Raw genomic sequence first — 26,224 nt, forward strand, 5'->3', positions numbered from 1 at the left:
TTATGGCCGGCGTTGAAAAACCAACGATGGCAGTCAACATTGTTGCTGCCGATCGCCCGGTATGGTCTGGGAAGGCACGTTCCGTCACCATACCGGCCTCCGAGGGTGGCATGGGCATTCTGCCGAATCACGAACCGGTGCTCACCGTTATCAAAAGCGGTACGGTCACGGTTGTGGATCCGGAAGGAACCCGACAATCCTTCAAGGTTGATAACGGTTTCATAGCTTTTGACTCCAATAAGCTCACCGTTGCGGTGGATCGAGGATCGGTCGTAACGGCAGAGCCCGAAGATTCGGATGCTCTCGCCAGCTGACGGTGCTTTTCCGTTTCGCCTTGTCTTCAAGTGGGTGGGAAGTGAACAATGGTTCACTTCCCACCCACTTCGTATATTCCTCGCGGTCATGAGATGGCTGCCCCATCCCCAATTACACGATTTGAATCGAGATTTTTATACAGTCAACCGCTTCAACATGAGTCTCGTGACGCGAATTTAGGCAAGAAGAAACGACACATTCTTAGATTTGAATAGTTCAAAACAATGATATAGTCTGTTTATGTGAGCAACATTGGTGAAAACAACATGGAGCATGGGCTGATGGCATCTCAAGATGCCACGTACGAGGCTCAGACGAAAGCGCAAGCCAATGCTTCACATGCTTCAGATGTTTTCGATGCTTCCCAGAATTCTACGGTCACGAAAACCACAACGGATTGGCGTGATCGCCTACGCAAGGCTCGCATCAGGGTTACCTCGCAGCGTCTTGCTGTGCTTTCAACTCTTGAAGATCATCCTCATAGTTCCGCTGGTGAAATCATCAGCTCCGTCAACGCTGGGGAACGTGAAAATCTCACTGCGCAGGGTACATATGTCATCCTGCAACAGCTGGAGCAATATGGTCTTGTCAGGCGTGTGAGCTTACCGGATTCTGCGAGCATTCGTTGGGAGACCCGAGTTGCGGACAACCACCATCATGTGCAATGCGTGGTGTGTGGACGCGTCGAGGATGTTGACTGCGTTGTTGGTCATGCTCCTTGCCTTACGCCTTCCGACACTCACGATATGGAAATATTCGAGGCCCAGATTGTATTCCGCGGACTCTGCAAGGCGTGCAAGGCAAAAATTGAGAGTGGTGCAATCCATAAGGAAGACCTACCTCATCAATTGACCGATGAACTGTTCGGAACCGCAGGATGAAAGCACGCCATTTGCTCATCTGGATGACAGCACATCGGTACGAGATAACGAAAAACTTGTCCACACGAAACATCGAACAAGATTGAACCCTTTAAAGGGGTTGGAAAGGTTGGGTTGCAAATGAGTGCAGCTAAGAAAGTCATAGTGGTAGGATCATCGCACGGCGGGTATGAGGCAGTGCAACAGCTGCTGATGGATGCTCCTGACACCAACATTCAGTGGTACGAGAAGGGTGACTTCCTATCCTTCCTCTCTTGTGGCATGCAGTTGTATTTGGAAGGCGTTGTCAAGGATGTCAATTCAGTCCGCTACGCAACTCCAGAGGGGGAAACCGCAAAGGGCGCGCACGTCTTTACACAACAGGAAGTGACATCGGTTGATGCTGCGGCGCACACGGTTCATGTCAAGGACCTCAAGTCCGGTGAAGAACGCGATGAATCCTATGACAAGCTCATCTTAAGTCCAGGTGCAGTTCCTGCTTCCCTGCCGGTCGAAGGCAAGGATCTGCAGAATATATATGCGATGCGTGGACGCAATTGGGCGATCAAGCTCAAGGCCGCCACCGTTAATCCAGACATCAAGAACATCGTGGTCATCGGTGCCGGCTACATCGGCGTCGAGGCTGCCGAAGTCTTTGCCAAGGCAGGCAAGAAAGTTACGCTCATTGATATTCTGCCGCGTATGCTGCAGCTGTATCTCGATTCGGAATTCACCGAGACCCTTGAAGATGTAGTCAGCAAGCACGGTATCACGCCTGCCATGGGGCAGACTGTCCAAAGCTTTGAAGGCAAAAACGGCAAGGTTTCACAGGTGAAGACCGACAAGGGCAGCTATGACGCTGATCTCGTCATTGAGACCGCCGGAATCACAGCTAACACCGCATGGCTGAAGGAGACGCTCGATGTGGATGACCATGGTCTCATCAAGATTGACGAGCACCAGGCAACCAGCGCCCCAGATATCTTTGCAGTGGGCGATGCCACGCAGATCAAGTTCGCGCCGACCGGTGGCGAGGCTCGCATTGCGCTGGCAACCAACGCACGTCGTCAAGGCCGTATCGCAGCGCGCAACGCCCTTGGCGAGAACGTTGCCATCACGCCGGTTTCCGGTTCTTCTGCATTGTCTGTATACGAATACAAGTTCGCATCCACGGGCATGAAGGAAGGCACTGCAGCGAAGTATGGTGTCAAGGTCGCATCGGTGTTCGTTGAAGATACATATCGTCCACCGTTTGTTCCTGATGATGCTGGGAATGCACCGGTGCGTTTCAAACTTACCTATGATCCTGCCGATGGAAGAGTGTTGGGAGCCCAGATCATGAGCACCCAGGATGCCACCGCAAACATCAATGCGATTTCCCTCGCCGTGCAACTGCATGCAACGGTCGAAGATCTTGCATATGCCGACTTCTTCTTCCAGCCAGGATTTGATCGTCCCTGGAACATCATCAACATTGCAGCCCAGAAGGCTGTTGCAGCGATGAAGACTGAGAAGTAACAGCATATTCTGTTTCGGGCGGCAACTGATGAGTTCGCTGCCTGAAACCGAACAACAGACTTATCTCGAGTGATTGGTTAGTGCCCATGCCATATATGGTGTGGGCACATTTCTTTATCTCCCAGATATTTGGGCAGCGTGTGGTTCTGCCATCGCCGTACTCTTCCGGCCATCCCGAGCGGAGAGCAGCGGAGTCTAGGGATTTCACACCATGGGACGTCATCAGAGGAGATCCCTCGACTTCGCTCGGGATGACGGGGTGTGGTGGGATGACGGGGTGTGGTGTGTTCCGTCCATAAACTATGGTGAATTGTTATGCGCATTATCGTAGCTGACTGTTCCGCTCGCTATACCGGACGTTTGAATGCTTCCCTTGACCGTGCCAAGCGGGTTTTGCTCATCAAGGCAGATTCCAGCTGCCTTATATTTTCAGAGCTTGGTTCATACAAGCCCTTGAATTGGATGACGGCTCCGTGCACGCTGCATGAGTCGGTGCCTCAATGCTCCGGGAACGAGAGGGCAGTCAATACAGGCATTGTCGAGGCCGCTGAAGTCGATGCGGCCGATGTTACTGACGACGATGCATTGGATAATGATTGCATTCCGGAAAAGGTCATCACGGTCTGCGCTGATAAGTCTGACGATGTGCTCGCGATTGATCTATGGCACATCTACAGCGATCAGATGCACGAGCTCGGCATTGACCCAGGTCTGGTCAAGGACGGCGTCGAGGACCATCTCCAGCATTATCTGGCTGAGCAGATTGACCGAATCGGCAAGGGAGCTCGTCTGGTGAGGCGTGAATATCCCACTGCAATCGGCCCGGTTGACATTATGGCAATCGATGCCGAGGGCAACCATGTGGCCATAGAAATCAAAAGGCACGGCGGCATTGATGGTGTCGAGCAGTTGACGCGATACTGCACGCTGTTGAACCGAGATCCACTGCTGACACCAGTGCGTGGAATCTTCGCTGCACAGACCATTACGCCGCAAGCGAAGGTTCTGGCAGAAGATCGAGGCTTTCATTGCCTGATCCTTGATTACGAGTCGATGAAACATGCGGAGAGTGACACGCTTACGCTGTTCTGAACAGCTTCAGAGAGCCAATTCCTATGAAAATCATGGAAATCCAGAAAATATGAAAATGGGCTGAAATCCCTATATCTAGTGACTGACCATACGACACGCCACTATAGATAGTGCTTTGCTTTCTAATCACATGCGTGTAGTCTTCAATATCACCGAGTAAATTACACGGATGAAATTTTTGATCGAGACGCTTCATTGCAAAGGCACTAATGCAAAGGCACTAATGCAAAGGCACTAATGCAAAGGCACTGAGTTTTTGCGGAAGTTCCTGAGGAGTCAAGCTTTTCGTTCATAAACGATGAATCTGTATGTTGAATTTGTATGTTGAACCAAGGGGAGAACATGTCAATCACGGTCTATGCAAAACCTCATTGCCCACAATGCAACGCCACCAAGCGTCAGCTGGACAAAATGGGAGCGGATTATTCCGTGGTTGATCTCACCCAAAGTCCTGATGACCTTGCTCATTTCGTATCTGAAGGTTTCCAGCAGGCACCAATCGTCGTCGCGGGTGAAGATACGTGGAGCGGATATCGCCCAGACTTGCTCAGCAAGGTTTCACAGCTTATCAATGCCTGAACAACCAGACGTTCTTTATGGATGATCCCGCACGGAACTTTCCTTGCGGGATCATCCATGTCTCACGAGCCACAGCTTGAAGGTCATGAACCTCAGTACGCTGCGAGAATATCCACCACGAAGATAAGCGTCGAATTTGCTGGGATGCTGCTTTGAGCCGTCGAACCATAGCCTTCATCAGGAGGAAACGATAAGCAGGACCTGCGATCCGACTGTCTGACCAGCAAGGCCCTTCTTCCAACCGGTGATGACCCGGCTAAGACTGAAATCGCTTGCCGATCCGCGATCCCAAGAAGAGTCGAACTGCTTGGCGTTACTCGCCAACCAACCGGTGTAGTTTGCACTGACCGTATTGGTGTCCTTGACGGTTTCTCCCTTGCCCTTGATCAGTGTCTGCACCACAAGCGTCTTTCCAGGCTTGTAGCCGTTCAGATCGATAGAGGGCTTGCCATTGGAAGCGAGCGTGACCTTGGGGAGATTTGAAGGGATATCCTTGACCTTGTCGCCTTCGGCGCGTGTCAGTGCCTTGGAACGTGAAACGAAGGTGAGTGCCATGATGTATGAGCCCGACGATGAAGTCGTTTGTGAAGTATCAGTCGATGCAATCGCAATCGTCGTATTGATCTTTTGCCCTGCAAACAGCTTGTACCTGGCCGCTCCCAGCGATGTCGAATTCACGACGACATCGCATTGTGGGGTGTTCGCATCCCATGTGGACTGAACCTCCTTGCCGGTCTCGGCACTGAGGGCGATGCCTTGATAGCAGACGCGATCGCCTTCCTTTATGGTGGCACCATCGCCTTCCTGAAGGATTGCCGCAGCACCATCGGTGGCCTTGAACGGTGTCTTAAAAGAAATCGTAGGCTTCTTGCCGAGTGTGCCCTTTGCCGTCACCCCCGTCAACGTTGCTGTTGAGTCGCTGCCGGTTGCTGAACTGGAGGTCGTTGGAGATGCGCTGGTACTAGACGAACCTGAACTTGATGCGGAGCTGGAGCTGCCGCAGGCAGCAAGTGAAACAGCGAGAGTGAGCGAGCAAACCGCTGCAAACAGTTTGATCAAAGGAGTAATCTTGATATGTTGATGCATATAGGCCACTCTAATGCTCGACATTGATTTTCCTCGTGATGCTTTGTTATTTCTGGTTAGTATTGATTGCGACAGTTATCGTTGATCGGTGCCATCCGGCGCTGATTTATGCCCTCACCCTAAGCATTGATAGGGGGAGACTGTAGAATAGCGGTGTTATGAGTGTAGATGAACAGACAAAGCGCCGAGACCCGGCAGATGAGAAACCATCACGCCACAGCACAATTATGCGTGGTGTAGTGACACCTGCCCTTGGAATAATTGCTATCGCATTCATTGTCCTGGGGGTCTTGAATGCCACGATATGGCAGCCGACACGTCGGATAATCGCAACGGCAACAACGAATTCGCAGTATGTAGTTACTGATCCAGGCGTTCTGCAGGTCGTCGATTCGAAGGTAAGGATCAGGGTTGCTGCCACCAATAACGATGCTCGGGTATGCCTCGCTCTCGGATCCCCGCAAGATGTGACTGGGTGGCTTGGAGATGCCGGTTACACGCGACTCACCGGACTTTCCAGTTGGACTGAGCTCAGCCATCGTCGCAGTGCATCGAACGGCAAGACAATGGACAATGCTGTCGGTTTCAGTGATTCCGATCTGTGGTCTCAAGTCGTGTGTGGCGAGGGTAAGGCGGCACTGACAACTTCCCAAGGAACATCGGGCAAGGTGTTGCTTATCGATGCAGATGCTGGAAGCTCGCAGGGCACGGACTCATCATCTGACGATGCAACCACGGATTTGAAGGAATCTCAGGCGACCATATCAATGGATTGGACCCGTGAGAATCTTCCAAATTATGCCATGCCATTCTATTTTGTAGGCGGGCTGCTTATCGTTGCCGCTATTCTTGCTGCTAGCGTCTTCGCTATCGATCCAATGAGACGCCGCAAGAAGCTGGATGAATCCAAACTCAAGAAAATCGAAGAAACGGAAATGAGCGTCATGGAGGCCTTTGCCGGTGCCATGCGTCCGCTTGCAGGTGAGATTCGTTCCTCGTTCAAGAGGAATCCTGACAGCCGCCGTCGCCATGCCCATGGTGGTGCATCGCGGCGTTCCCGCAGAAGTAACCGCACCGTGAGCGCTGCTCAGCAGAGCGAAGAACCTCAGGTTCCTTCAACGCCTCGCGTTATCGACGTGGGCTCCAAGAATCTGGTTGCCGTGCAGCAGGGGAGCGCCGATGCCATGCATACTTCAGCAGAAGGGCATACGCATGCAAATCATGTTACGAAAGTTTCTTCGACATTGAGTAACACGCATTCTGCTTCAGACAGTGCAGAGGAAACTGCGGTGATCAGTCCGGAGGAATTGCAATCCTATTTTGCGCGCTTTACTGCTGAAACGACTGGCTCAATCAAGAAGCTGGATGATGACAACGGCAGTTCGAAACAAACCGTTGATCCGGCCAAGGATGATCAAGAGGCGGCCGATGCATCTGATGTATCCGACATATCAGACACAACAGTTGAGGCACCGCAGCATCCATATGAGGACATCGAAGATCCAGCCAAGGAACAATCGACAACAGAGAACGGGGGTGAGTGAGATTCGCATGAGAAAACATATTGGGAAAATGGCTGCTTGCATTCTGGCTATTGGCCTGTGCACATCGATGGCCGCATGTGAAGGCCAGGTACCGCAGGTGAGTGCACCCACATCATCCGCTTCTGCTTCACCGGATCTGACTCAGGCACAGGAGAAGCGCATCAGGTTAAGAATTCTTGATGCACTGGAGAAGGCCAACAAGGCCAAGGATCCCAAGGGCATAGACGAGTATGTTGGTGGACCTCAGCTTCAGATTCGTACCAGCGAGCTCAACATAGCCAAGGCTTCTGGAGATTTGGATAACAAGACCACAATTCCGAGGCAAATCACGCAGACGGTGATTCCTACCGATTCAGGTTGGCCGCGTTCAATATTTACCATTACGACCACGACTGCAGATCAACAATCCAAGCGTCTGTTGGTGATGACTCAGGACGTCGCGGGCACCAATTACAAGCTGTGGGGTGTGGCAAGGCTTTTCCAAGGAGCACAGCTGCCAAAGTTTGCAGTGCCGACAATCGGTTCAGAGATGGGTGATTCAAGCGATACTGGTCTGGTCTTCACACCTGAGAGTGCAGTCAGCCATTATGCTGATATTCTCCAGAACGGCACTTCGAGTAAATATTCCTCGGATTTCACCTCAGATTATTTCCAGCAGGATCTCAGCAAGCTGGAACAAACGGTGCAGCAGGGGATGGAAGCCAATAATGGCACGCAGAAACAGACTTTCACTGCCGTTCCCGGAGCAATCAAGATCATGAGATCGTCCGATGGAGGTGATTTGGTTGTCGCTCAGATCGATTCAGTGTGGACGCGCACAGCCGGTGAAGGACGTGAATCGTTGCCGGCTTCGGATGATGAAAAGGCGCTCTTTGGCAATACCAAGGCAACAAGCACCATCAAGGTCACCTATGTGAATGTTGTCGCCATGTATGTGCCGCCTGCAGGATCGGGTGCGAAGGTGAGTGCGGTTGGAGCTGAACGTCAGGCGATCAAGGTCGAGGCGCTATAGCTTTTCTTCGCATCTCTGCTGGGTTGCCTCATGCTGATCCTGTGCAGGAGGCATCAATGATGCAGGGGATTGCCGGGAGTACAAGGATTTTTCAACGTTATATTCACAATGAGATGTGAAAGGGATGTCGATATGGTCGATAGCAACAAACAGTTTCAACCAGGAGTGTCTCTGGCAGGGGCAGTCGATTTGGAGGCTTTGTCCCATCAGGTGAAGGCACAGCCGGGAGAGCAGGGTGGAGCGCCTTCCGCGGGTGGATATGTCATAGATGTCACTACGTCGAGCTTCCAGGCAGTGATGCAGACATCGGGCACCTTCCCGATTCTTCTTCTGCTCTGGGTGCCTACGGATGATCGGCTGTTTCCACTGGTCAAGACGCTTTCGGATGCCGTGAATGCTCAACAGGGCAAGGTCCAGCTCGCACGAGTTGACATTGACACGGAGACACAGATTGCTCAGGCTTTCCGTGTTCAGAGTGCACCTGCTCTCTACGCTCTGGTGGGAGGACGACCGATGCCCATTCTGCAAGGCATGCCATCGGATGAAGAGCTTACACAGGTTACTGATGAATTGATTCCTCAGGTAATCCAGCTGGCACAGAAGTCAGGGATCACTGGCACCGCACCCTATCAGGGTGACGACACTGCAGATGCTGATGGCGCAGCCGAGAATGCCGACTCGAAAGACCAGGTTCCTCCTGAGCATCAGCAGGCCTATGCACTTGCACAACAAGGGGACTATTCAGGTGCTGCAGAGGAATACAAGAAAGTCCTTCAAGCTGATCCATCCGATAAGATTGCACAGCGTGAACGCTCAAAGGCTCTTCTGCTTGCCCGTTCCGGTAATGCAGATGTCAATGAGGCTCGCAAAGCCGCCGCTGATAGTCCTGACGATGTGACTGCCCAGCTCGCCGTTGCCGATATCGACATGATCGGTGGCCAGACTCAGGATGCCTTTGAACGTCTTCTGGATTTCTTGCAGGCTCACCGTGCAGATTCACAAGCGGTTCGGGAGCGTCTGCTCGAATTCTTCGCCATTCCCGAGCCAACCGATCCACGATTGGCGCACGCACGCCGCCGTTTGGCCACCTTGATCTATTAGTATTGCGTTCATTGTGAACTTGACCAAGTACCAAAGCTCGAAACGGGCGATTTGGCGTTGGAGATATGCGGAGAATACGCGCTGATACTTGGATGAGTTCACAATGAACATGCGGAATCGCCTACAGCACGAATTCAATGCTCGAAAGTTGTGTTTTCTCCAAAATTCTGCATGAATCGCGGACCTCGTGTCGCCAATTCCATTTCAAACTCATCCTTCCACGTTGAATACGGGCGTTCAGCGAGCCCATCGTTCGAGAATCTTGCATCGTCAGTGATTTCCGAGATGCAGAAGCGCGGAATGACGAGATTGGTCACGGGCCCACTGCGTTCAGCCTCAGCGACAATCAATGGACCGTTCTGTGCTCCGAAAATATCTACATCCCAACCATCCTCGGCAATCCAGACGCTATAGCGATTCTTGATGATGGGGATTCCACCTCTCGCGATGAGCTCAGCGGCAATACCGGGGTCGATGTCGCGTTCTGCCTCGTATCGGGTTCCTCCGACTGCCGGTCCTTTCACCGTTACAAATGCTTCGGTGAAGGCGTCTCGATAGCGGAAAAGCACTTTCTGTGGATCTATGCTCTCGTTCATTTCAAGAGTCAGACCATGAGCCTGAATGCGCACTCGCAAGGCAAAATTATCGCGGTGTACATAATAGCTTTGGATAATGAGGATGGGTGCGTCTCCATCATTGAGAGTATCGGGGAACTCCCGGCAGAAGAATCTCCGCTCATATTCAAAATCGCTCATATCTTCACGCATATGACAATTGTAGGGGCTTAGACGTAGATGCCATGAATTCAGCGATTTTTGCGCACAATCTCCGCGGATTCCAAGTTCGTATGATCGCTTTATCGATAATCTGTGCATTGGGATGCAATTACTTGGGCAGATGTAATAGTATGGTGGGTTGCGCGTTGCCGCGCACGGGTTCGTAGCTCAGTGGATAGAGCGTCTGTCTCCGGAACAGAAGGTCGAGGGTTCGAATCCCTTCGAGCCCACGTCTATTTCTACCCTAATCAGGGCCATTTTGGCCCACGGGTTTTCCAAGGAATCCACAACAATCGAGGAGACGATATGCCAGATAACATTCAGGAAGTTTCAACCGCTTATGCTCCGGCTGCGTTGGGAGCTTACAGTCAGGCAGTGAAGGCCAATGGATTCGTATTCGTTTCTGGACAATTGGGCATCGATCCGGCAACGGGCGAACTGGTTGGCGACTCCGCAGGGGAGCAGGCGCTTCAGGCATTGAAGAATATCAAGAATATTCTCGACACCGCAGGAACGGGCATCGAGGGTATTGTCAAGGCAACGATCTATCTCAAGAACGTCGAAGATTTCAAGGAGGTTGACGAGCAGTATGCCGCCGCATTCATCGGTTCGGTGAAGCCTGCGCGTGTGGCTTTCGGCAACAATTTCATTCCCAAAGGTGCACTTGTTGAAATAGATGCAATCGCGGCCGAATAAAGCCGGTCGTGAACGCGGGGAGTAAGTGTGTCGCAGTCTTGGTTAGACTGGGTTAAATGAGTCCTGAAGCACTTGGCGCATTGATCGCCTCCGTCATTACACAGCTAGTTGCAGCACATAAAACCGGAAGTCTGACCGAATCGGATATTCCCGCAGCAGATAAAGTCGCCGTCATGCGACCGAAAGACCGCGCACATGGAGATTGGGCTACCAATATCGCCCTTCAGCTTGCCAAGAAGGCAGGGCTGAAACCTCGCGATCTGGCGCAGCCCCTCGCTGAGTTGCTTCAGGCATCAGAGGGCATTGCGTCCGTTGAGGTTGCCGGTCCTGGATTCATCAACATCGTTCTTGATACATCATCTGCTGCGCAGGTGGTGCAAAGCATTCTTGACCAACAGCAGCAATTCGGCACCAGCACGGCCTTCACAGGTGAAACGCTCAACCTGGAGTTCGTCTCTGCCAATCCAACCGGACCCATCCACATCGGAGGCACGCGCTGGGCTGCAATCGGTGATTCCATGGCGAGAATTCTTGCCGCCAATGGCGCAAAGGTCGTCAGTGAATACTACTTCAACGACCATGGCGAGCAGATTGACCGCTTTGCCAAGTCGCTCGTTGCCGCTGCCCATGGCGAACCGACGCCGGCCGATGGATACAAGGGCACATATATCAGTGAAATTGCGGCACGGGTCATCGCTGAGTCACATGCGGCGGGCATTGACGCTTTGGCTCTGCCACGTGTCAGAGACGATCAGGGCAACGAAGGCGACAGCGAGCAGCGTGAGGAATTCCGCAAGCGCGCAGTGCCCATGATGTTTGCGGAGATTCAAGAATCCATGAAGAACTTCCGCGTGAACTTCGATGTGTGGTTCCATGAAAACAGTCTCTATGCATCAGGCGCTGTTCAACAGGCAATTGACGAACTGCGCGAACAGGGCGACATCTATGAGAAAGATGGCGCAACATGGTTCACCTCCACCAAGTATGGCGACGACAAGGACCGCGTCATCATCAAATCTGACGGTCATGCAGCGTACATCGCTGGTGATATCGCCTATTACCTCAACAAGCGCAGACGCCCTGAAAACCCGTGTGACGTTGCCATCTACATGCTCGGTGCCGACCATCATGGCTACATTGGACGCATGATGGCAGTCTGCGCAGCGTTTGGCGACAAGCCCGGCACAAACATGCAGATTCTTATCGGGCAGATGGTCAACGTCATCAAGGATGGCAAGGCGGTGCGCATGAGCAAGCGAGCGGGGAACGTCGTTACGATTGACGACCTAGTCTCTGCGATCGGCGTCGATGCATCTCGCTATTCGCTGGCACGCACCGATTACAATCAGAGCGTTGACATCGACTTGAATCTTCTTGCCTCTCACACGAAAGATAACCCCGTCTATTACGTACAATATGCGCACGCGCGATCTTGGAACGTGGATCGCAATGCGCACGATGCCGGAATCGATCAGGCAACTGCAGACTTGAGTCTGCTTGATACTCCGGCCGACGAGGATGTGCTTGCAGTGCTCGCCATGTATCCATCCGTCGTTCTCACCGCAGGCGAGCAGCGTGCACCTCATCGCGTGGCACACTATCTCGAACAATTGGCTGGCTCATATCATCGCTGGTACAACAGCGAGCGCGTCGTCCCCATGCCCCTGACCGAACCCGAAGAACGACTCGACATGGAATCCCAGAAGGAGCTCAGCACTGCAAAGAATCCCGAGCCAGCGCGTGCGGCAGCTCGACTCAAACTCAATGATGCAGTGCAACGCGTTCTGGAAAATGGACTCGAATTATTGGGCGTCGAAGCGCCAGAAAAGATGTGAATGATGAACAGAGCACCAGATATCACGCCGATATGGCCGGCGGGCACGCAGATCTGCAACGGTCAGATGCGTTTTCGTGGAATTCGTGCGGAAGAGCTTGTCGATCGTTTTGGCACACCACTGTATCTGATGGATCTGGATACCATGGTTGGTCGTGCCCAATGGTTCCGCGATGTGGCCGTGACAGCTTTCCCAAATGTGACGACGCGTGTCAGCTATTCGACCAAGGCGTTCATCAGCAAGGAAGTCGTGCGCATGCTGCTCAAGCAGGGTCTCAACATTGACACCTGCAGCATGGGTGAGATGCGGATTGCTCTGGCAGCCGGCGCTCCCGGCCGCCGCATGGTGCTTCATGGCAACAATAAGTCAGATGAAGAGATCGAGCTTGCAATTGAGCGGGGATTCTCAAAGATTGTCGTTGACGATCCCGAGGAGCCTGCTCGAATTGCGGCAATCGCACACCGGCTTGGCAAGGTTGCTCGCGTGATGCTCCGCGTAACGGTAGGTATCCATGCCGGTGGGCATGAGTACATCTCAACTGCCCACGAGGATCAGAAGTTCGGAGTCCCGTTGCTGAAAAGTGGCAGTGATCCAACCGTGCTCGACATTGATTTTTCTGATGAATCATCGTCAGGGGTTGAATCGTCGGAAGTTCAATCATTGCATGATCATCTTGACGAGGGCAATGCTCAGGAGCAGGGCTCGGTAAAGATTTCCTCGCTCTATTCCCACACGTCGGCAGAGGCGAGAGAAAACGTCGATATGGAGCTTGTGAGGGCGATGGATGTGATTGCCGATGGTCCGGCACTCGCTGTATTGAAGGACATGCATAGCCGTAGTGAGGACCTCGAACTTGTCGGTATCCATGCCCATATCGGTTCGCAGATTCACGATGCAACCGCTTATGTGGAGTCTGCGAAGCGTCTCATGCTGCTGCGCCGCACCTTCTGGGCAACTGATGGATTCATGCTTCCCGAAATCGATTTGGGCGGCGGGTTCTCAATCGCCTACACGGACAATGACACGTCGATGGACATCGAGTCGACCATGGCTGAGCTCTCCGACGCGATCACGCAGACCACGCATCGTCTGGGACTGCCAGCTCCGATACTTTCATTTGAACCCGGTCGTTGGATCGCCGGCCCCTCGGGAGTCACGCTCTACCGCGTGGGAACCATCAAGCCAGTCCAACTTTCGGACGGTACCGTCAGAACGTACGTAAGCGTCGATGGCGGCATGAGTGACAATATTCGGCCTGCGCTCTATGGTGCCGATTACGCAGTACGGCTTGCGAATCGTTGTGGGAGCGAGCGTTCCATGCTCGTTCGCGTTGTCGGCAAGCATTGCGAATCTGGAGATATCGTCGTTCACGATGCTCAATTGCCGGATGATCTCAAACGCGGTGATATTCTTGCCGTCCCCGTCACAGGGGCGTATTGCCGTACGATGGCAAGCAACTACAACCAGTTGCCGACCCCACCGGTTGTCGGCATATGTGAAGGCAAGGCGAGAGTCCTCGTGAAGTCATTGTCCATCGATGATCTGTTGGCCTTGGACCAAGGCTAGGGTCTTTCATGCTCTAGTCAGGCTGATTTCGTAGGATAAGGCTAGATTCTTAACGCTTTTCTCGATTGGGAGGACTCACCAGTGTCAGAAAACAATAACAGGCCAATTCGCGTGGCTCTTTTGGGAGCAGGGACCGTTGGTTCGCAGACTGCAAGACTGTTGGTCGAGCAAAGCGATGAGTTGGCAAGCCGTATCGGCAGACCCATGGAGTTGGTGGGTGTTGCCGTTCTCGATCCCAGTTCGGTAACCGACCCATGGATTGAGAGGTCATTGCTCACCACGGATGCCGCGGAGCTTGCTTCACGTGCTGACATAGTCATTGAATTGATTGGTGGCATTGAGCCCGCGCGTACCTTCCTGCTCACGGCCATCGAATCTGGGGCAAGCGTCGTCACCGCAAATAAGGCGTTGCTGGCGAAGCACGGTCCTGAGCTGTATGAGGCAGCGGCCAGGCAGGGCGTTGACATCTACTTCGAGGCAGCTGTTGGAGGCGCTATTCCAATTGTGCGCCCATTGCGCGAATCTTTGGTTGGAGACAAGGTTCTGAGCGTCATGGGCATCGTCAACGGGACCACGAATTACATTCTTGACGAGATGACGACCAAGGGTATCGGATTTGACGAGGCATTGAGGGACGCGCAGGCGAAAGGCTTTGCCGAGGCCGATCCCACCGCAGACATTGAAGGTCACGATGCCGCTGCCAAGGCAGCCATCATGGCGTTGCTTGCATTCCATACGGACGTTCGCATCGATGATGTTCCCGTGGAGGGCATTGCTCATATCACCGCAGGCGATATTGCTGCGGCAAGTGCAGAACATAAGGTCATCAAGCTTTTGGCAGTCGTTGAACAGACAGATGCAGGCATTTCTGCGCGTGTATATCCGGCGCTGTTGGACGAGACCCACCCGCTGGCAACCGTGCATGGCAGTTTCAACGCCGTATTCGTCAAGGCAGAGGCTGCAGACGATCTGATGTTCTATGGTCGCGGTGCAGGTGGGGCTCCAACCGCTTCTGCAGTGGTTGGTGATGTCGTGACTGAGGCTCGTCATATTGCACAGCACTCACTGGGACCCGTTATTCCGATATATGCCAACCTTCCCAAGGCTCCTTTGAATGCATCGAAGGCTGCGTTTGCCGTTCGATTCCTGATTCATGATCGACCAGGCGTGCTCACTGCGATTGCCAAGGAATTCTCAGACCGTGAGATCTCGATCAATGGTGTGAACCAAGACATCAAGCCCACACAGCACGACCCGGGTTACAGCGGCGAGGTTCAGCAGTTGCGCATCGTGACGCATCTGTGTGACGAAATTACCTTACGAGATGCGGTGAAGGCAGTCTCTCAGCTCGATGCGGTGACAGGGGACGCGTCTATCATTCGCGTTCTGAACTGAGCGCCACCTACAGAACACTGGCACGGTAACATCGACACTGCAACGGCAGTTTTTTAATAGTGATGGCAACACAACGCAGCAACAGTCCACAGCCTGGAGGCTTGATGATGGGTGAAGCAAACATAATGACCACAGTCGTCAATCACAGCGATACGGTCCATGTATCTGTACCCGCGACGAGCGCGAACCTGGGTTCGGGATTCGACTCGGTCGGCCTTGCTCTCGATAGGCGTGACCATGTGACCTTTACGCTTGGAGATGTGGGTGATTCCAGCGTCGAAGTGGAAATTCACGGCGAAGGCGAGGACGCGCTGCCTCGTGACGAGAGCAATCTTATTGTTCATACATTCCTTGGGGCATGCGAGGCGCTTGGACTGCCACGACGGGCGCTGCGGATGGTCGCCGAGAACAGGATTCCACAGGCACGTGGCATGGGTTCGAGTGCAGAGGCAATCGTGACTGCCACGGCAGCGGCACGGGCGTTCGCTCAGGATCCAGCGAGCAGCCTTGACCGAGAGTATGTCTTTGCACATGCGGCAGAGATAGAGGGACATCCCGATAACGTGGCACCTGCGGTCTATGGAGGATTGACGGTGTCGTGGCACTATCGCCACAATGATGAAAATCTTCAGGATGTCAATGGAGGGGCGATTCAGGATGCTTCCATTGTCGAAGGTTTCCATACAGTCAATTATCTGGTCTCACCCGAAATTGCGGCCTACGTGTTTGTTCCCGATTTCTCGCTCTCAACCAACAAGGCCAGAAGGAGTCTTCCGGACACGGTTCCCTATGCAGATGCAGTGTTCAACGTTTCTCGCGCTGGACTGCTTCCCGCTGCGTTGGAATCAGCTGGTGGAGAAAGTTCCAATGAGCTGCTCTTCTATGCCACACAGGACCGTTTGCACCAGTCATACAGGTCGCAATTGATGCCTCAATCGGCAGCACTGATGCATTCGCTACGAGCTCATGGCTATGCGGCTATGATTTCTGGTGCAGGCCCTTGCGTAATCGTGCTGCATTATGGCGAAATCAGCCAGGAACTGAGGCAGCTCGCGGGGGAACAATTGGAATCGGGGCACTGGAATCTGCTCAACCTTCCGATTGATTCGCAGGGTGTGCGCGTAACCAGAGACTAAGGTGACGGTTAAACGCCGCCCAACGACGATTGAACTGCACGATTTGTGTGCATAAGAGGAGAATAATGGCATTACCGCTGATTTTGGCATCTCATTCACGTCCAAGACGCGACTTGCTGTATAGCGCGGGTATATGTCCAATGATTCGTGAATCGCATGTTGATGAGCGTGCTGTGATTCTCGACATGGCGAAGCGGCAGAACGTCAATCCTGATCAGATTCCGGCTCAGGAACGCGTCGCTGCACTTTCCCGTGCCAAGGCGCAGACCGTCGCAGAATCCTTCAAGGCAGTCAAGGAAGCTGCCAAAAATGCTCGCGGATACCGCCAGATCAGTACACCACTCAAGGACGGCCATGGCACGATCAGTGCCGTCGAATCCATGCAGGATGCAATCAATTCTCAGCAGGGCATGGCGACGATTCAGGTTGGACCGCTGGTGGTCGGTTGCGATTCAATGTTTACCCTTGACGGGGTGACCTACGGCAAGCCTCATGACAAGGATCGTGCCCGGACACGCCTGCATCTGATGAGTGGCAAGACCGGAACGCTGTGGACAGGTCACTGCCTGATCGATCTCGCAAGCGGGAAGGAACTTCATGCGGTGAGTTCCTCGCAAGTAACGTTTTGTGAATTGAGCGATGCCGACATCGAGAGTTACATCGCCACCGGCGAGCCACTTGAAGTTGCCGGATCATTCACGCTTGAAGGCTTTGGCAGTGCCTTCATCTCCAGCATTCAGGGTGATCCCAGTGGAGTCATCGGTCTGAGCATTCCCACCCTGCGAGGAATGATCGAGAGTCTGGGAATCGCATGGACGAATCTGTGGAATCTTACCCGTGAGGACAAGAGTCCATCGAACCCCGATAATCCGGTAGCTCCCAAGGATAACGTGCATCAACCTGGAGACGGGTGGATCGAATGCCTATGCGGTCATCGCCACTGGGGCTTGAATGGGGCTTCGGGAGTTCTGCTTGCCCGTCGCAATGAGCAGACCGGTGAAGTGACTGACGTACTGTTGCAGCATCGTGCGTTGTGGAGCGCAGAGGGTGGCACCTGGGGAGCTCCTGGCGGTGCCACTTCCGATGGTGAAAGTCCTTTGGAGGGGGCCTTGCGCGAGAGCTTCGAAGAAGCCAACATTCACCCCGACGATATCGAAGTCGAGGGTTCATACCTTGAGGATCATGGACCGTGGGGGTATACGACCGTATTCGCATTCGAAAAACCAGGCCATAGCGTTGTTCCCAAGGCCAATGATGATGAGAGCCTCGAAGTGGGATGGATTCCCCTCAGGGACGTGGTGAATTACAGGCTGATTTCGCCGCTTCAGAACGATTGGAGCGAATTCGTCAAGCGTCTGCAAGAGATTTCACGCCGAATGCTGAACAATCAGATCAGCTCAGCACAGCGGCAATAATCGCGATGATCAATGGCGAGGTAATGGTGCTGACAAGGATGCCATCACGCGCGAATGTAAGTCCAACGTTGTAGCGAGCGGCATAATTATAAACGTTCTGGCCGGTTGGCAAAGCGGCGAGCACAACGCATCCGTAGAGCTCCATGCCACGGAAGCCCATGAAGAAGTAGGCAATGATGAAGGCAACGATTGGCATAATGACGTTTTTGAGCATGACCACCGTTACCGTTGCCCTGCGGTTCGTACCCTTGCGCATGGGCTGACTGCCGCGCAGTGACATGCCGAAAGCCATCAGGATCATGGGCACGGCTGAATCGCCGATCATATCAATCGGTTTGAAGAGAAAATCAGGAATGATGAAGTGACCGCTATAGGCGGTGATTGCCGAAATCAGAATGCCACTGAGCGAACCAATCAGCAACGGTTGATGCAGCGGTTGACGAAGCACGGCCATCAATGAGAATTTTCCCTTGGTGGTCACATCGAGGGCTGTCAGTCCAATGGGTGTGAACAGAGCTTGTTGCATGACCAGAATCGGGGCGACCAAGGCTGGATTGCCAAGAATGTATGTGGCTACGGGAAGACCGATGTTATTTGAATTCAGATACAGTGAATTCAATGCGCCGATCGTCGTGTCCGCAGCATTCATATGGAAGAACATCTTGTTGAGCACCACGAACAGGCCACCGACTATTGCGGCTGAAAAGAACGCGATGATGATGCTCGGATGAAAAATATCCCTCAGCGGCTGCTTTGCCATCACCGCAAACATCAGGCAGGGACTCGTGACAAAGAAGCTGTATCGGTTGAGTACCATCTGGGCTGTTGGTCCGCCAATACGGTATCGGGAAGCGATGTAACCGACAAAGATGACGATTCCGATTATGCAAAAGCCCTGCATTGCGCTTAACAGACCTAGCATTGATGACTCTCCCATATCGTGAACTAGCATAACTATAGGTGCAACCGAAGCCTTGCTGCCCGCCTGTCTCACAGAATGGCTGAATGCATGCATTTCGTACAAGAGATTGGCGACGCGTTACGATGTGTACATGCATGCTTCCTCAGATAGTTCCGCAACGGCCATCAATCTCGACATTCATTCATCTGAACGCAGCCAGCTGGATGCTGTGTTCGAACAGATCATGAACATGTATTCGGTGAGTGACAACGAGCATGCCTTGGCCGATGCCGTTGAGGCTTTCCTTATGAAACAGCAGCATCTTGAGGTGCATCGCCTCGGTGATACCGTTGTCGCCTTGACTCATCGCAATCGAGAGGCACGCGTGGTTCTTGCGGGGCACCTTGACACCGTTCCGGTCATCAACAATTTTCCGCCCCGTTGGCTCGAACCGGGAGATCCATTGATACGTCCGGAGATTGCGGCGGCGCATCCGTCGTCAGCAGTGATGTGGGGTAGAGGGTCGGTTGACATGAAGGCATCCGATGCCGTGATGCTGTATCTCGCGGCGACTCTGACGAACATCAGATATGATTTGACCTTCGTGTTCTATGATCATGAAGAGGTGGCGGCCGAACACAATGGCCTGCGAAAAGTCGCGCAAGCGCACCCTGATTGGATTCAGGCGGATTTCGCCATCATCGGCGAGCCTACATCGTGCGCAATTGAGGGCGGATGCAATGGAACGATGCGGTTCGACGTGGTTACCCATGGTGTCGCCGCGCATTCTGCCCGGGCATGGATGGGAAGAAATGCCATCCATGAGGCCGCCGATATTCTGAACCGACTCAATGCCTTTGAACCACGCGCATTCATCGTCGATGGACTCGAATATCAGGAAGGGTTGAATGCGACGATGATTTCAGGTGGAAGCGGCACCAATGTGATTCCTGAGGAATGCAGAGTGCATGTCAACTATCGCTTTGCACCTGACAAGTCCATCGAAGAGGCCAAAAGTCTGATGTTTGGTGAGCACAGCGGCATTCGGCTTGGTTCTGAGGAAGTGAAGGCTCCCGGCGGAATCTTTGCAGGATATGGCATTGTGATGCACGACGAATCCCCATCGGCGAGACCTGGAATGGATGCCCCTCTCAGCACATCGCTGGCGCAGTTGGTGCTGGAGCAGACGAAGCAGGAACCTCGCGCAAAGATGGGGTGGACGGATGTCGCCAGATTCTCTCAGCTTGGCACCCCGGCTGTGAACTTTGGCGCAGGAGACCCCCTCCTGGCGCACAAACATGACGAGCAGGTTCCAGTCGATGATGTAATCACCATGGCTGACATTCTCACGCAGTGGCTCTCATAACCATATATTCCCTGAGAGCGCACATTCGTCCGTTGCTGCCATGTGGCGACATACAGCGCTTGACAAGAACCTTTTCTAAACCTCGATGCGTATGAGAGAGCGTTGATTTTCGCCACGATTGTAGAGAACTTACACCATTGTGACTCGCAGAATGCAGGTGTGTGCAATACTTGAACGTGGTGATTCTGCATATCACCAACTAGCAAGGCGTTGATCCCCCTGCAATCTCTGTGAAACGCAGATTGTGGAACGTGAAGCAGGCGACGGTGTCCGCCTTTGTTTAGGACGACTTTTTAATGGAGTCTTCAAGGAGCGTAGATTACGCAGCTACGGTGAGAGCGTAGAGTGAGCATCCTGAAGACATGGAGAGCGGCATGATGCAGCGTGCCGCGAGGAGCATCGTGCCCAATTTGCAAGAAGAGAGTCTTGGCGAGAGCGAGACCCTGACAAATAAAACTGAACAGTCACAGCAGTCACAGCGTTCGGAGCAACCTGAGCAGCCACATCGTCGCAGAGTCGGTCGACGCGTTGTACGCGTTGCCGGGGCTGCAAATGTACACGTGCCGGTTCGTGTCGAGAATCAGGAATCTGAAACAAAGACTCCAGATAGAGTGACAGCTGTTGAGAGCAATGCCGTAAAAAATGATACCGGCAAGAATGACTCTGCACAACGTGAAAATCCGCGTAAGCGTGCAAAAGGGCAAAAGCGTATTAAGGGTTTGGATGCACTCGAATTTGAGTCACCGACCACTCGGAATCGTAAGGCTTCTGTCGATGATTCGCACAAGGAATCTGCCAATGACACCACGGTCAAGCGCACGAGACGTCGCAGTGCCAAGCGAACGCGAGGCGTTGAAGTCACAGGGGACAGTGCCTCTGGCAGTGACATCGCAAGTGACGCCAGCAATACCGCCTCGAGAAATTCTTCCTCCAAGGAGGATAATTCCGTTGAAAGAATGTCGAGGGCACAAGAGGCAGTTGAATCACTTTCAACCACAGCCCCCCATCATGCGCCTGCAGCTGCTCGGCCGATGACTTCGCTGCTCTTCCAGGAACCGGTGATTCCTGCTGAAACGGCATGGCACAATGCGTGGGATTCCGATGGGAAAGCCGAAGCGTCGGAAGACACAGTGAGTTCCGACAAGCACGAGAGACGAAGCAAGCGCTCGCAGGATCGCAACGGATCCAATCGCAGCAATGACAATCTCAATGCTGACGAACAGAATTCGGAAACAACGTCAGAATCCGCCGTAGACGAGGGCGAGCAGAGCGAGTCTCGACGTAGAAGCCGCCGTTCACGCCATGCGCAGGAAGACAATCAGCATGAATCCCGTGCCAAGCGCACACAGAGGCTCAATGCCCAGGAGCGTCGCGCTGCTGCAGAGGTCGAACAAATTGAAGAGGATCTTGAATACGACGAGATTCACTATGTGCCGATTGATGAAGATGAATTTAGACTTTCCAAGGCATCGAAGCGTCGCCGCAGTCGTGGCGCTCGCAAGGATGAAGACACTCGCCGAGAGAGCGATCGTCATGAGAACGGACGTGACGAGGACGAAAACTCACGCGAGCATGAGTCCGAAGAAGATTTCAGGGATAAACGTCGTGGCAATGATGACGATTATGACGAGGAAGATCGTGACGAGGAGCAGCTCAGTGGCATCCGCCGTCGCCGTCGTCATAATCACGAGGGCGAATCCGATGACGATGGAAGCTATGAGACCACAGGTACACGTCGTCGTCGTAGAAGGCGCGCAACCAAATCTGCTGAATCGTCACGTTCCGAGGAGAGTGATGCGACATCAAAGCGATCTCGCAAGCAGCAATATATTGACGAGATAACCGACATCCAAGGTTCCACGCGACTTGAGGCGAAGCGTCAGCGTCGCCGTGACAACCGTCGTGACCGTACCCGCCAGATGCAGCTTGTCGAGCAGGACTTCCTGGCACGCCGTGAGAACGTGAAGCGTGAAATGGTGGTACGTGAAAGGGAACAGCATACGCAGATCTCGGTGATCGAAGACGATATTCTTGTGGAGCACTATGTGTCAGATATTCAGGAGGTTGCCACAGTCGGCAACATCTATATCGGTCGTGTGCAGAACGTCCTGCCAAGCATGGAAGCCGCGTTCGTTGATATCGGGCAGGCGAGAAACGGTGTACTCTATGCTGGCGAAGTGAACTGGGACACAACGAGACTTGAAGGGCAGCCGCGCAGAATCGAGCTTGCATTTAGATCCGGCGATCCCGTGCTCGTGCAGGTCACCAAGGACCCGATTGGGCATAAGGGTGCTCGTCTCACATCTCAGGTGACGCTTGCTGGTAGATTCCTTGTTCTCGTGCCATCTGGAGGTATGACTGGTGTAAGCCGTAAGTTGACGGAGCGCGAACGTACTCGTCTCAAGTCGATCGTTGCCAAGATTGCGCCGAAAGACATGGGTGTGATCATTCGTACCGCTGCGGAAAATGCGAGCGAAGAGGCCATCACCAAGGATCTTCAAAGTCTCATGAAGCAGTGGGAGACAATCGACCGCAAGCGCAAGACCACGGTCATTCTCAAGAAACCGAAGCTTTTGCAGGGAGAGCCGGATGTTGCGATTCGTGTGGTTCGTGATATCTTCAACGATGAATTCCAATCCCTCATCGTTCAGGGCGACAAGGTATATGAGCGCATCGAGGAATATCTTGATTCCATGGCTCCTGACTTGAAGAGCCGGCTGACCAAGTGGGAACCTGCCGATCACCACGGCGCCGACGTCTTCGACACATGGCACATCGACGGTCAGTTGCGCAAGGGCATGGAGCGTCAGGTCTATCTTCCATCCGGCGGTTCGCTGGTGATTGATCGCACTGAGGCAATGACAACGATCGATGTAAACACAGGCCGTTATATTGGCAAGGGCAAGTCGCTTGAGGAGACGGTCACGCGCTGCAACCTTGAGGCATCCGAAGAGATAGCCCGCCAGCTGAGGTTGCGCGACATCGGTGGCATGGTCATGATCGATTATGTGGATATGGTTATGCCCGCGAACCGTGATCTTGTGCTGAAGCGTTTGCTTGAGTGCCTTGCCCGGGACAGGACGAAGCATCAGGTTGCCGAGGTCACTTCCCTTGGTCTGGTTCAGATGACGCGAAAGCGCGTCGGTCAGGGTCTTGTCGAGGCGTTCTCGGAGGAGTGCCCGACCTGCAAGGGTCGAGGTTTCATCCTTCATGATGAGCCGACAGTTTCGGCATCGTATGATGATCCGTATGCTCTGAAGGGCGGCGATCCCTTCGTCAAGACGAAGCATGCTCACCATGAGGCACAGGAGCAGGGCGGCTCGGGAGTGTCGTCTCCCGATGTGAAGGCGAAGTTGGCAAAAATCGCCGCTGCGGCTCAGGCCGCATCCACTGAGCCGCAGGGCACCGTGGAATAACTGCGGAGCAATGCATTCAAGGAATCAACGCTCACGCTTCTGGCAATACGTCCGGAACTTGACGTAGGTACAGGTGAGCGTGTATGTTTGACAGTCGGTGTCTAGCCATGCCTGTTATGGACTGTTGTTTCATGATGGTAGATTGCTAGGCAAGAACATAGCTTTCGGAATAGGCAAGGTAGGGTAATGTACGCGATTGTGAAGGCCGGTGGCCATCAGGAAAAGGTTGAGGTCGGAGATATCATCACCATCAACCGTCTTAACAAGGCAAACGGTGAGACCGTTGAGTTTCCCGTGGCCTTGGTTGTCGACGGAACCAAGGTGACGGTTGCCGCCAAGGATCTCGCCAAGCTTTCTGCAACTGGTGAGGTTGTGGATGATGAGGCCAAGGGTCCCAAGATTCATATTCAGAAGTTCAAGAACAAGACTGGTGTGGCACGCAAACAGGGTCACCGTCAGAAGCTTACTTCTGTCAAAATCACCGCAATCGCCTGATACGACGCATTCGGACTTTTCTTAGAAAGGAAACAAGATGGCACATAAGAAGGGCGCTTCCGCCTCTCGTAACGGGCGCGATTCAAACGCGCAGTACCTCGGCGTGAAGAAGTTTGGCGGAGAAGCCGTTGTTGCTGGAAACATCATTGTTCGTCAGCGCGGCACCAACTTCCATCCAGGCCAAAACGTTGGTATCGGCAAGGATCACACCTTGTTCGCACTGGCTGATGGCAGCGTTCAGTTTGGCGTTCGTCGCGATCGCAAGACTGTTGATGTGGTTTCTGACTGACCACAGTTGATTTTTTAGGCCGCGCCCGGTGAAGGTGCGGCCTTTTGCATATATCGGTTAAATATTCTCTTCTATCAGTTCTCTTGATTAAGGTAAAACGTTATGAGCTCATTCGTAGACCGTGTGACGGTTCATGTCAAAGGTGGAGATGGCGGCAATGGTGCCTCGTCCATCAGACGCGAGAAATACAAGCCGCTCGCTGGCCCGAATGGTGGTAACGGCGGTCAGGGTGGTTCAGTGATATTTCAGGCAGATTCGAATTCCACCAGCCTGTTGGACTACCGTTTCCTGCCTCATCGCACGGCCGACTCGGGAACCATGGGTCTTGGCGACGACAAGGATGGCAGCGATGGTGGCGATGTGATTCTGCCTGTGCCAGTCGGAACCGTCGTCTTCACTGCCAAGGGAGGTTCTGGGGAACAGAAGCGCCCAGGCGAGCTGCTTGCCGATCTACGACATCTGGGAGATACCTTCGTGGCCGCGAGAGGCGGTAACGGGGGACTCGGCAACCGGGCACTGGCCAACAAGACGCGCCGTGCACCGGGCTTCGCATTGCTCGGTGAACCTGGAGAGGAACGTGACATCGTTCTTGAGCTCAAGTCCATCGCGGACGTTGCCCTGGTCGGATACCCAAGCTCTGGCAAGTCCAGCCTGATCGCCGCCCTAAGCTCGGCAAAGCCAAAGATTGCGGATTATCCATTCACAACCTTGGTTCCCAATCTTGGTGTGGTCGAAGCGGGCAATCACCGCTTCACGATTGCCGATGTGCCAGGACTGATACCTGGTGCTTCAGAGGGCAAGGGGCTCGGTCTTGAATTCCTGCGTCACATTGAGCGCACGGAAATCATCGCTCATGTCATCGATTGCGCGACCATGGAAGCTGATCGCGATCCCGTTGCGGACTATAGAACGATTGAGCGTGAGCTTTCGAATTATGCGGAAAGCCTTGATCTGCCGCTCGGTGTGATTCCGATTGCGGATCGTCCGCGTCTGATTCTTCTCAATAAGGCGGATGTGCCCGATGCCAAGGAACTCGCCCAATTTGTGAGCGGTGAGTTCGCAAAGATGGGATTGCGCACTTTCATCATCTCAACCGCATCCCATGAGGGTTTGAAGGAGCTGAAGTTCGCGCTTGCCGATCTTGTTGAGGAATTGCGCAAGACGATACAGGCCAAGGAGGAGAGCGCTCAGGAAGAACGAGTGCTCATCAAGCCGTTGGAGACAGGCCGACGCAGCAGAAGATCCGATGAGGGTGGATTCAGCACCGACTTCGATATCAAGCGTGAGCAGGATCGTGACGGTAACCACTGGTTCACCGTGACTGGCGTAAAGCCTGAGCGCTGGGTCATGCAGACAAACTTTGACAATGATGAGGCCGTGGGATATCTCGCAGATCGTCTGGCCAAGCTCGGTGTCGAGGATTCCCTGCGCAGACTCGGTGCCCGTCCAGGTGATGAAGTTCATATTGGCCTTGGCCGAAATTCCGTTGCATTCGATTGGGATCCGACCATCGCGGCAGGAGCCGAAATGCTTGATGGTGAGCCGATGGCTTCGCGAGGCAAGGATTTGCGTCTCGAAGACCAGTCTGGTCGAACCCGTAGAAGGACCAATTCCGAGCGACGCGAGCAATATCACGAGATGATGGATGCCAAGCAGGCCGTGCGCGATGCCATGATGGCCGAGCGCAAGGCTGGACATTGGGCAGATCCAGCAGTGCAAGATGATCCTCACGATGCGGGCAGCATGCTCAATGCGAATGACCCTCAGGGAAGCGACGACAACGGCGGCCAAGACAGCGATAACCAGTAATCACGCTATTGTGGGATTGAGT

The 26,224-nt window shown here is 53.4% G+C and carries 21 protein-coding genes, 1 tRNA gene and 1 pseudogene; 20 read left to right on the forward strand and 3 right to left on the reverse strand.

The annotated features are described in order from the left end of the window. The first annotated feature begins 2 nt into the window (after positions 1-2). The 5 genes from BAQU_RS02940 to BAQU_RS02960 all read left to right on the forward strand — a co-directional run bounded on the left by BAQU_RS02940 (position 3) and on the right by BAQU_RS02960 (position 4,364). Positions 3-314: a F0F1 ATP synthase subunit epsilon gene (locus BAQU_RS02940; RefSeq protein WP_094692556.1), complete on the forward strand. Its 312-nt coding sequence runs from the start codon at positions 3-5 to the stop codon at positions 312-314. A gap of 282 nt (positions 315-596) precedes the next feature. After that, entirely contained in the window at positions 597-1,196 is a 600-nt protein-coding gene (locus BAQU_RS02945) for a Fur family transcriptional regulator (RefSeq protein ID WP_094692702.1), read from the forward strand. Positions 1,197-1,316: 120 nt separating this feature from the next. After that, the gene (locus tag BAQU_RS02950; RefSeq protein WP_094692557.1) at positions 1,317-2,693 is read left to right on the forward strand and encodes an FAD-dependent oxidoreductase; all 1,377 of its coding nucleotides are present in this window, start codon (positions 1,317-1,319) and stop codon (positions 2,691-2,693) included. A gap of 315 nt (positions 2,694-3,008) precedes the next feature. Further along, entirely contained in the window at positions 3,009-3,785 is a 777-nt protein-coding gene (nucS, locus tag BAQU_RS02955; RefSeq protein WP_094692558.1) for an endonuclease NucS, read from the forward strand. Between the two features lie 342 nt (positions 3,786-4,127). Further along, positions 4,128-4,364, forward strand: coding sequence for a glutaredoxin domain-containing protein (locus BAQU_RS02960; protein WP_094692559.1), 237 nt, complete (start codon positions 4,128-4,130; stop codon positions 4,362-4,364). 92 nt (positions 4,365-4,456) lie between these two features. Here BAQU_RS02960 and BAQU_RS02965 read toward each other — a convergent pair. Then, positions 4,457-5,450 (reverse strand): annotated as a pseudogene (locus BAQU_RS02965) (FKBP-type peptidyl-prolyl cis-trans isomerase). 158 nt (positions 5,451-5,608) lie between these two features. On the opposite strand from BAQU_RS02965, the gene BAQU_RS02970 reads away from it, so the two are divergent. The 3 genes from BAQU_RS02970 (at position 5,609) to BAQU_RS02980 (ending at position 9,107) form a co-directional block, all read left to right on the forward strand. Further along, entirely contained in the window at positions 5,609-6,994 is a 1,386-nt protein-coding gene (locus BAQU_RS02970; RefSeq protein ID WP_094692560.1) for a hypothetical protein, read from the forward strand. A gap of 7 nt (positions 6,995-7,001) precedes the next feature. Continuing rightward, positions 7,002-8,006 (forward strand): DUF8094 domain-containing protein, encoded by a 1,005-nt coding sequence (locus BAQU_RS02975; protein ID WP_094692561.1) that lies wholly within the window; start codon positions 7,002-7,004, stop codon positions 8,004-8,006. Between the two features lie 132 nt (positions 8,007-8,138). After that, positions 8,139-9,107 carry a tetratricopeptide repeat protein gene (locus tag BAQU_RS02980; RefSeq protein WP_094692562.1) on the forward strand — a complete coding sequence of 323 codons (969 nt, stop codon included), beginning with the start codon at positions 8,139-8,141 and terminating at the stop codon, positions 9,105-9,107. Positions 9,108-9,241: 134 nt separating this feature from the next. Here the strand turns inward: BAQU_RS02980 and BAQU_RS02985 are convergent, their stop codons facing one another. After that, complete coding sequence (locus tag BAQU_RS02985; RefSeq protein ID WP_094692563.1) at positions 9,242-9,874, reverse strand: CYTH domain-containing protein; 633 nt, start codon at positions 9,872-9,874, stop codon at positions 9,242-9,244. Positions 9,875-10,040: 166 nt separating this feature from the next. Between BAQU_RS02985 and BAQU_RS02990 the strand changes: the two genes are divergently transcribed. The 7 genes from BAQU_RS02990 (at position 10,041) to BAQU_RS03020 (ending at position 17,926) form a co-directional block, all read left to right on the forward strand. Then, positions 10,041-10,113, forward strand: a tRNA-Arg gene (locus tag BAQU_RS02990). Between the two features lie 76 nt (positions 10,114-10,189). Beyond that, on the forward strand, positions 10,190-10,579 hold the full coding sequence (locus BAQU_RS02995) for a Rid family detoxifying hydrolase (RefSeq protein ID WP_094692564.1): 390 nt from the start codon (positions 10,190-10,192) through the stop codon (positions 10,577-10,579). A gap of 56 nt (positions 10,580-10,635) precedes the next feature. Further along, positions 10,636-12,414 carry an arginine--tRNA ligase gene (argS, locus tag BAQU_RS03000; RefSeq protein WP_094692565.1) on the forward strand — a complete coding sequence of 593 codons (1,779 nt, stop codon included), beginning with the start codon at positions 10,636-10,638 and terminating at the stop codon, positions 12,412-12,414. Then, on the forward strand, positions 12,415-13,980 hold the full coding sequence (locus tag BAQU_RS03005; protein ID WP_094692566.1) for a diaminopimelate decarboxylase family protein: 1,566 nt from the start codon (positions 12,415-12,417) through the stop codon (positions 13,978-13,980). It abuts the gene before it with no gap. Between the two features lie 81 nt (positions 13,981-14,061). Then, positions 14,062-15,375, forward strand: coding sequence for a homoserine dehydrogenase (locus BAQU_RS03010; RefSeq protein ID WP_094692567.1), 1,314 nt, complete (start codon positions 14,062-14,064; stop codon positions 15,373-15,375). A gap of 125 nt (positions 15,376-15,500) precedes the next feature. Further along, positions 15,501-16,511 carry a homoserine kinase gene (thrB, locus tag BAQU_RS03015; protein WP_094692704.1) on the forward strand — a complete coding sequence of 337 codons (1,011 nt, stop codon included), beginning with the start codon at positions 15,501-15,503 and terminating at the stop codon, positions 16,509-16,511. Positions 16,512-16,576: 65 nt separating this feature from the next. Beyond that, the gene (locus BAQU_RS03020) at positions 16,577-17,926 is read left to right on the forward strand and encodes a Maf family nucleotide pyrophosphatase (protein ID WP_094692568.1); all 1,350 of its coding nucleotides are present in this window, start codon (positions 16,577-16,579) and stop codon (positions 17,924-17,926) included. Here the strand turns inward: BAQU_RS03020 and BAQU_RS03025 are convergent. Further along, entirely contained in the window at positions 17,904-18,848 is a 945-nt protein-coding gene (locus tag BAQU_RS03025; RefSeq protein ID WP_094692569.1) for an AEC family transporter, read from the reverse strand. The two genes, BAQU_RS03020 and BAQU_RS03025, sit on opposite strands and share 23 nt — an antisense overlap. A gap of 130 nt (positions 18,849-18,978) precedes the next feature. On the opposite strand from BAQU_RS03025, the gene dapE reads away from it, so the two are divergent. From dapE to obgE, 5 genes are all read left to right on the forward strand, one after another. Then, positions 18,979-20,193, forward strand: a complete 1,215-nt coding sequence (dapE, locus tag BAQU_RS03030; RefSeq protein ID WP_094692706.1) for a succinyl-diaminopimelate desuccinylase — start codon at positions 18,979-18,981, stop codon at positions 20,191-20,193. Between the two features lie 377 nt (positions 20,194-20,570). Then, positions 20,571-23,609 (forward strand): Rne/Rng family ribonuclease, encoded by a 3,039-nt coding sequence (locus BAQU_RS03035; RefSeq protein WP_094692708.1) that lies wholly within the window; start codon positions 20,571-20,573, stop codon positions 23,607-23,609. A 186-nt stretch (positions 23,610-23,795) separates the two neighbouring features. Continuing rightward, the gene (gene rplU / locus BAQU_RS03040; protein ID WP_094692570.1) at positions 23,796-24,104 is read left to right on the forward strand and encodes a 50S ribosomal protein L21; all 309 of its coding nucleotides are present in this window, start codon (positions 23,796-23,798) and stop codon (positions 24,102-24,104) included. A gap of 37 nt (positions 24,105-24,141) precedes the next feature. Next, the gene (gene rpmA / locus BAQU_RS03045) at positions 24,142-24,393 is read left to right on the forward strand and encodes a 50S ribosomal protein L27 (protein WP_094692571.1); all 252 of its coding nucleotides are present in this window, start codon (positions 24,142-24,144) and stop codon (positions 24,391-24,393) included. Positions 24,394-24,495: 102 nt separating this feature from the next. Continuing rightward, complete coding sequence (obgE, locus tag BAQU_RS03050; protein ID WP_094692572.1) at positions 24,496-26,202, forward strand: GTPase ObgE; 1,707 nt, start codon at positions 24,496-24,498, stop codon at positions 26,200-26,202. The last annotated feature ends 22 nt before the right edge of the window (positions 26,203-26,224 follow it).

The organism is Bifidobacterium aquikefiri, assembly GCF_002259795.1.
GTDB lineage: Bacteria > Actinomycetota > Actinomycetes > Actinomycetales > Bifidobacteriaceae > Bombiscardovia > Bombiscardovia aquikefiri.

What these genes read in the sequence shown, in the direction of transcription:
- BAQU_RS02970 (WP_094692560.1), top strand. Translation starts at nt 5,609, where the DNA reads ATGAGTGTAGATGAACAGACAAAGCGCCGAGACCCGGCAGATGAGAAA.
- BAQU_RS03035 (WP_094692708.1), top strand. Translation starts at nt 20,571, where the DNA reads ATGCAGCGTGCCGCGAGGAGCATCGTGCCCAATTTGCAAGAAGAGAGT.
- BAQU_RS02960 (WP_094692559.1), top strand. Translation starts at nt 4,128, where the DNA reads ATGTCAATCACGGTCTATGCAAAACCTCATTGCCCACAATGCAACGCC.
- BAQU_RS02940 (WP_094692556.1), top strand. Translation starts at nt 3, where the DNA reads ATGGCCGGCGTTGAAAAACCAACGATGGCAGTCAACATTGTTGCTGCC.
- BAQU_RS03005 (WP_094692566.1), top strand. Translation starts at nt 12,415, where the DNA reads ATGATGAACAGAGCACCAGATATCACGCCGATATGGCCGGCGGGCACG.
- thrB (WP_094692704.1), top strand. Translation starts at nt 15,501, where the DNA reads ATGACCACAGTCGTCAATCACAGCGATACGGTCCATGTATCTGTACCC.
- BAQU_RS02950 (WP_094692557.1), top strand. Translation starts at nt 1,317, where the DNA reads ATGAGTGCAGCTAAGAAAGTCATAGTGGTAGGATCATCGCACGGCGGG.
- argS (WP_094692565.1), top strand. Translation starts at nt 10,636, where the DNA reads ATGAGTCCTGAAGCACTTGGCGCATTGATCGCCTCCGTCATTACACAG.
- BAQU_RS03020 (WP_094692568.1), top strand. Translation starts at nt 16,577, where the DNA reads ATGGCATTACCGCTGATTTTGGCATCTCATTCACGTCCAAGACGCGAC.
- dapE (WP_094692706.1), top strand. Translation starts at nt 18,979, where the DNA reads ATGCATGCTTCCTCAGATAGTTCCGCAACGGCCATCAATCTCGACATT.
- rpmA (WP_094692571.1), top strand. Translation starts at nt 24,142, where the DNA reads ATGGCACATAAGAAGGGCGCTTCCGCCTCTCGTAACGGGCGCGATTCA.
- BAQU_RS02995 (WP_094692564.1), top strand. Translation starts at nt 10,190, where the DNA reads ATGCCAGATAACATTCAGGAAGTTTCAACCGCTTATGCTCCGGCTGCG.
- rplU (WP_094692570.1), top strand. Translation starts at nt 23,796, where the DNA reads ATGTACGCGATTGTGAAGGCCGGTGGCCATCAGGAAAAGGTTGAGGTC.
- BAQU_RS02945 (WP_094692702.1), top strand. Translation starts at nt 597, where the DNA reads ATGGCATCTCAAGATGCCACGTACGAGGCTCAGACGAAAGCGCAAGCC.
- BAQU_RS02975 (WP_094692561.1), top strand. Translation starts at nt 7,002, where the DNA reads ATGAGAAAACATATTGGGAAAATGGCTGCTTGCATTCTGGCTATTGGC.
- nucS (WP_094692558.1), top strand. Translation starts at nt 3,009, where the DNA reads ATGCGCATTATCGTAGCTGACTGTTCCGCTCGCTATACCGGACGTTTG.
- BAQU_RS02980 (WP_094692562.1), top strand. Translation starts at nt 8,139, where the DNA reads ATGGTCGATAGCAACAAACAGTTTCAACCAGGAGTGTCTCTGGCAGGG.
- obgE (WP_094692572.1), top strand. Translation starts at nt 24,496, where the DNA reads ATGAGCTCATTCGTAGACCGTGTGACGGTTCATGTCAAAGGTGGAGAT.
- BAQU_RS03025 (WP_094692569.1), bottom strand. Translation starts at nt 18,848, where the DNA reads ATGCTAGGTCTGTTAAGCGCAATGCAGGGCTTTTGCATAATCGGAATC.
- BAQU_RS02985 (WP_094692563.1), bottom strand. Translation starts at nt 9,874, where the DNA reads ATGCGTGAAGATATGAGCGATTTTGAATATGAGCGGAGATTCTTCTGC.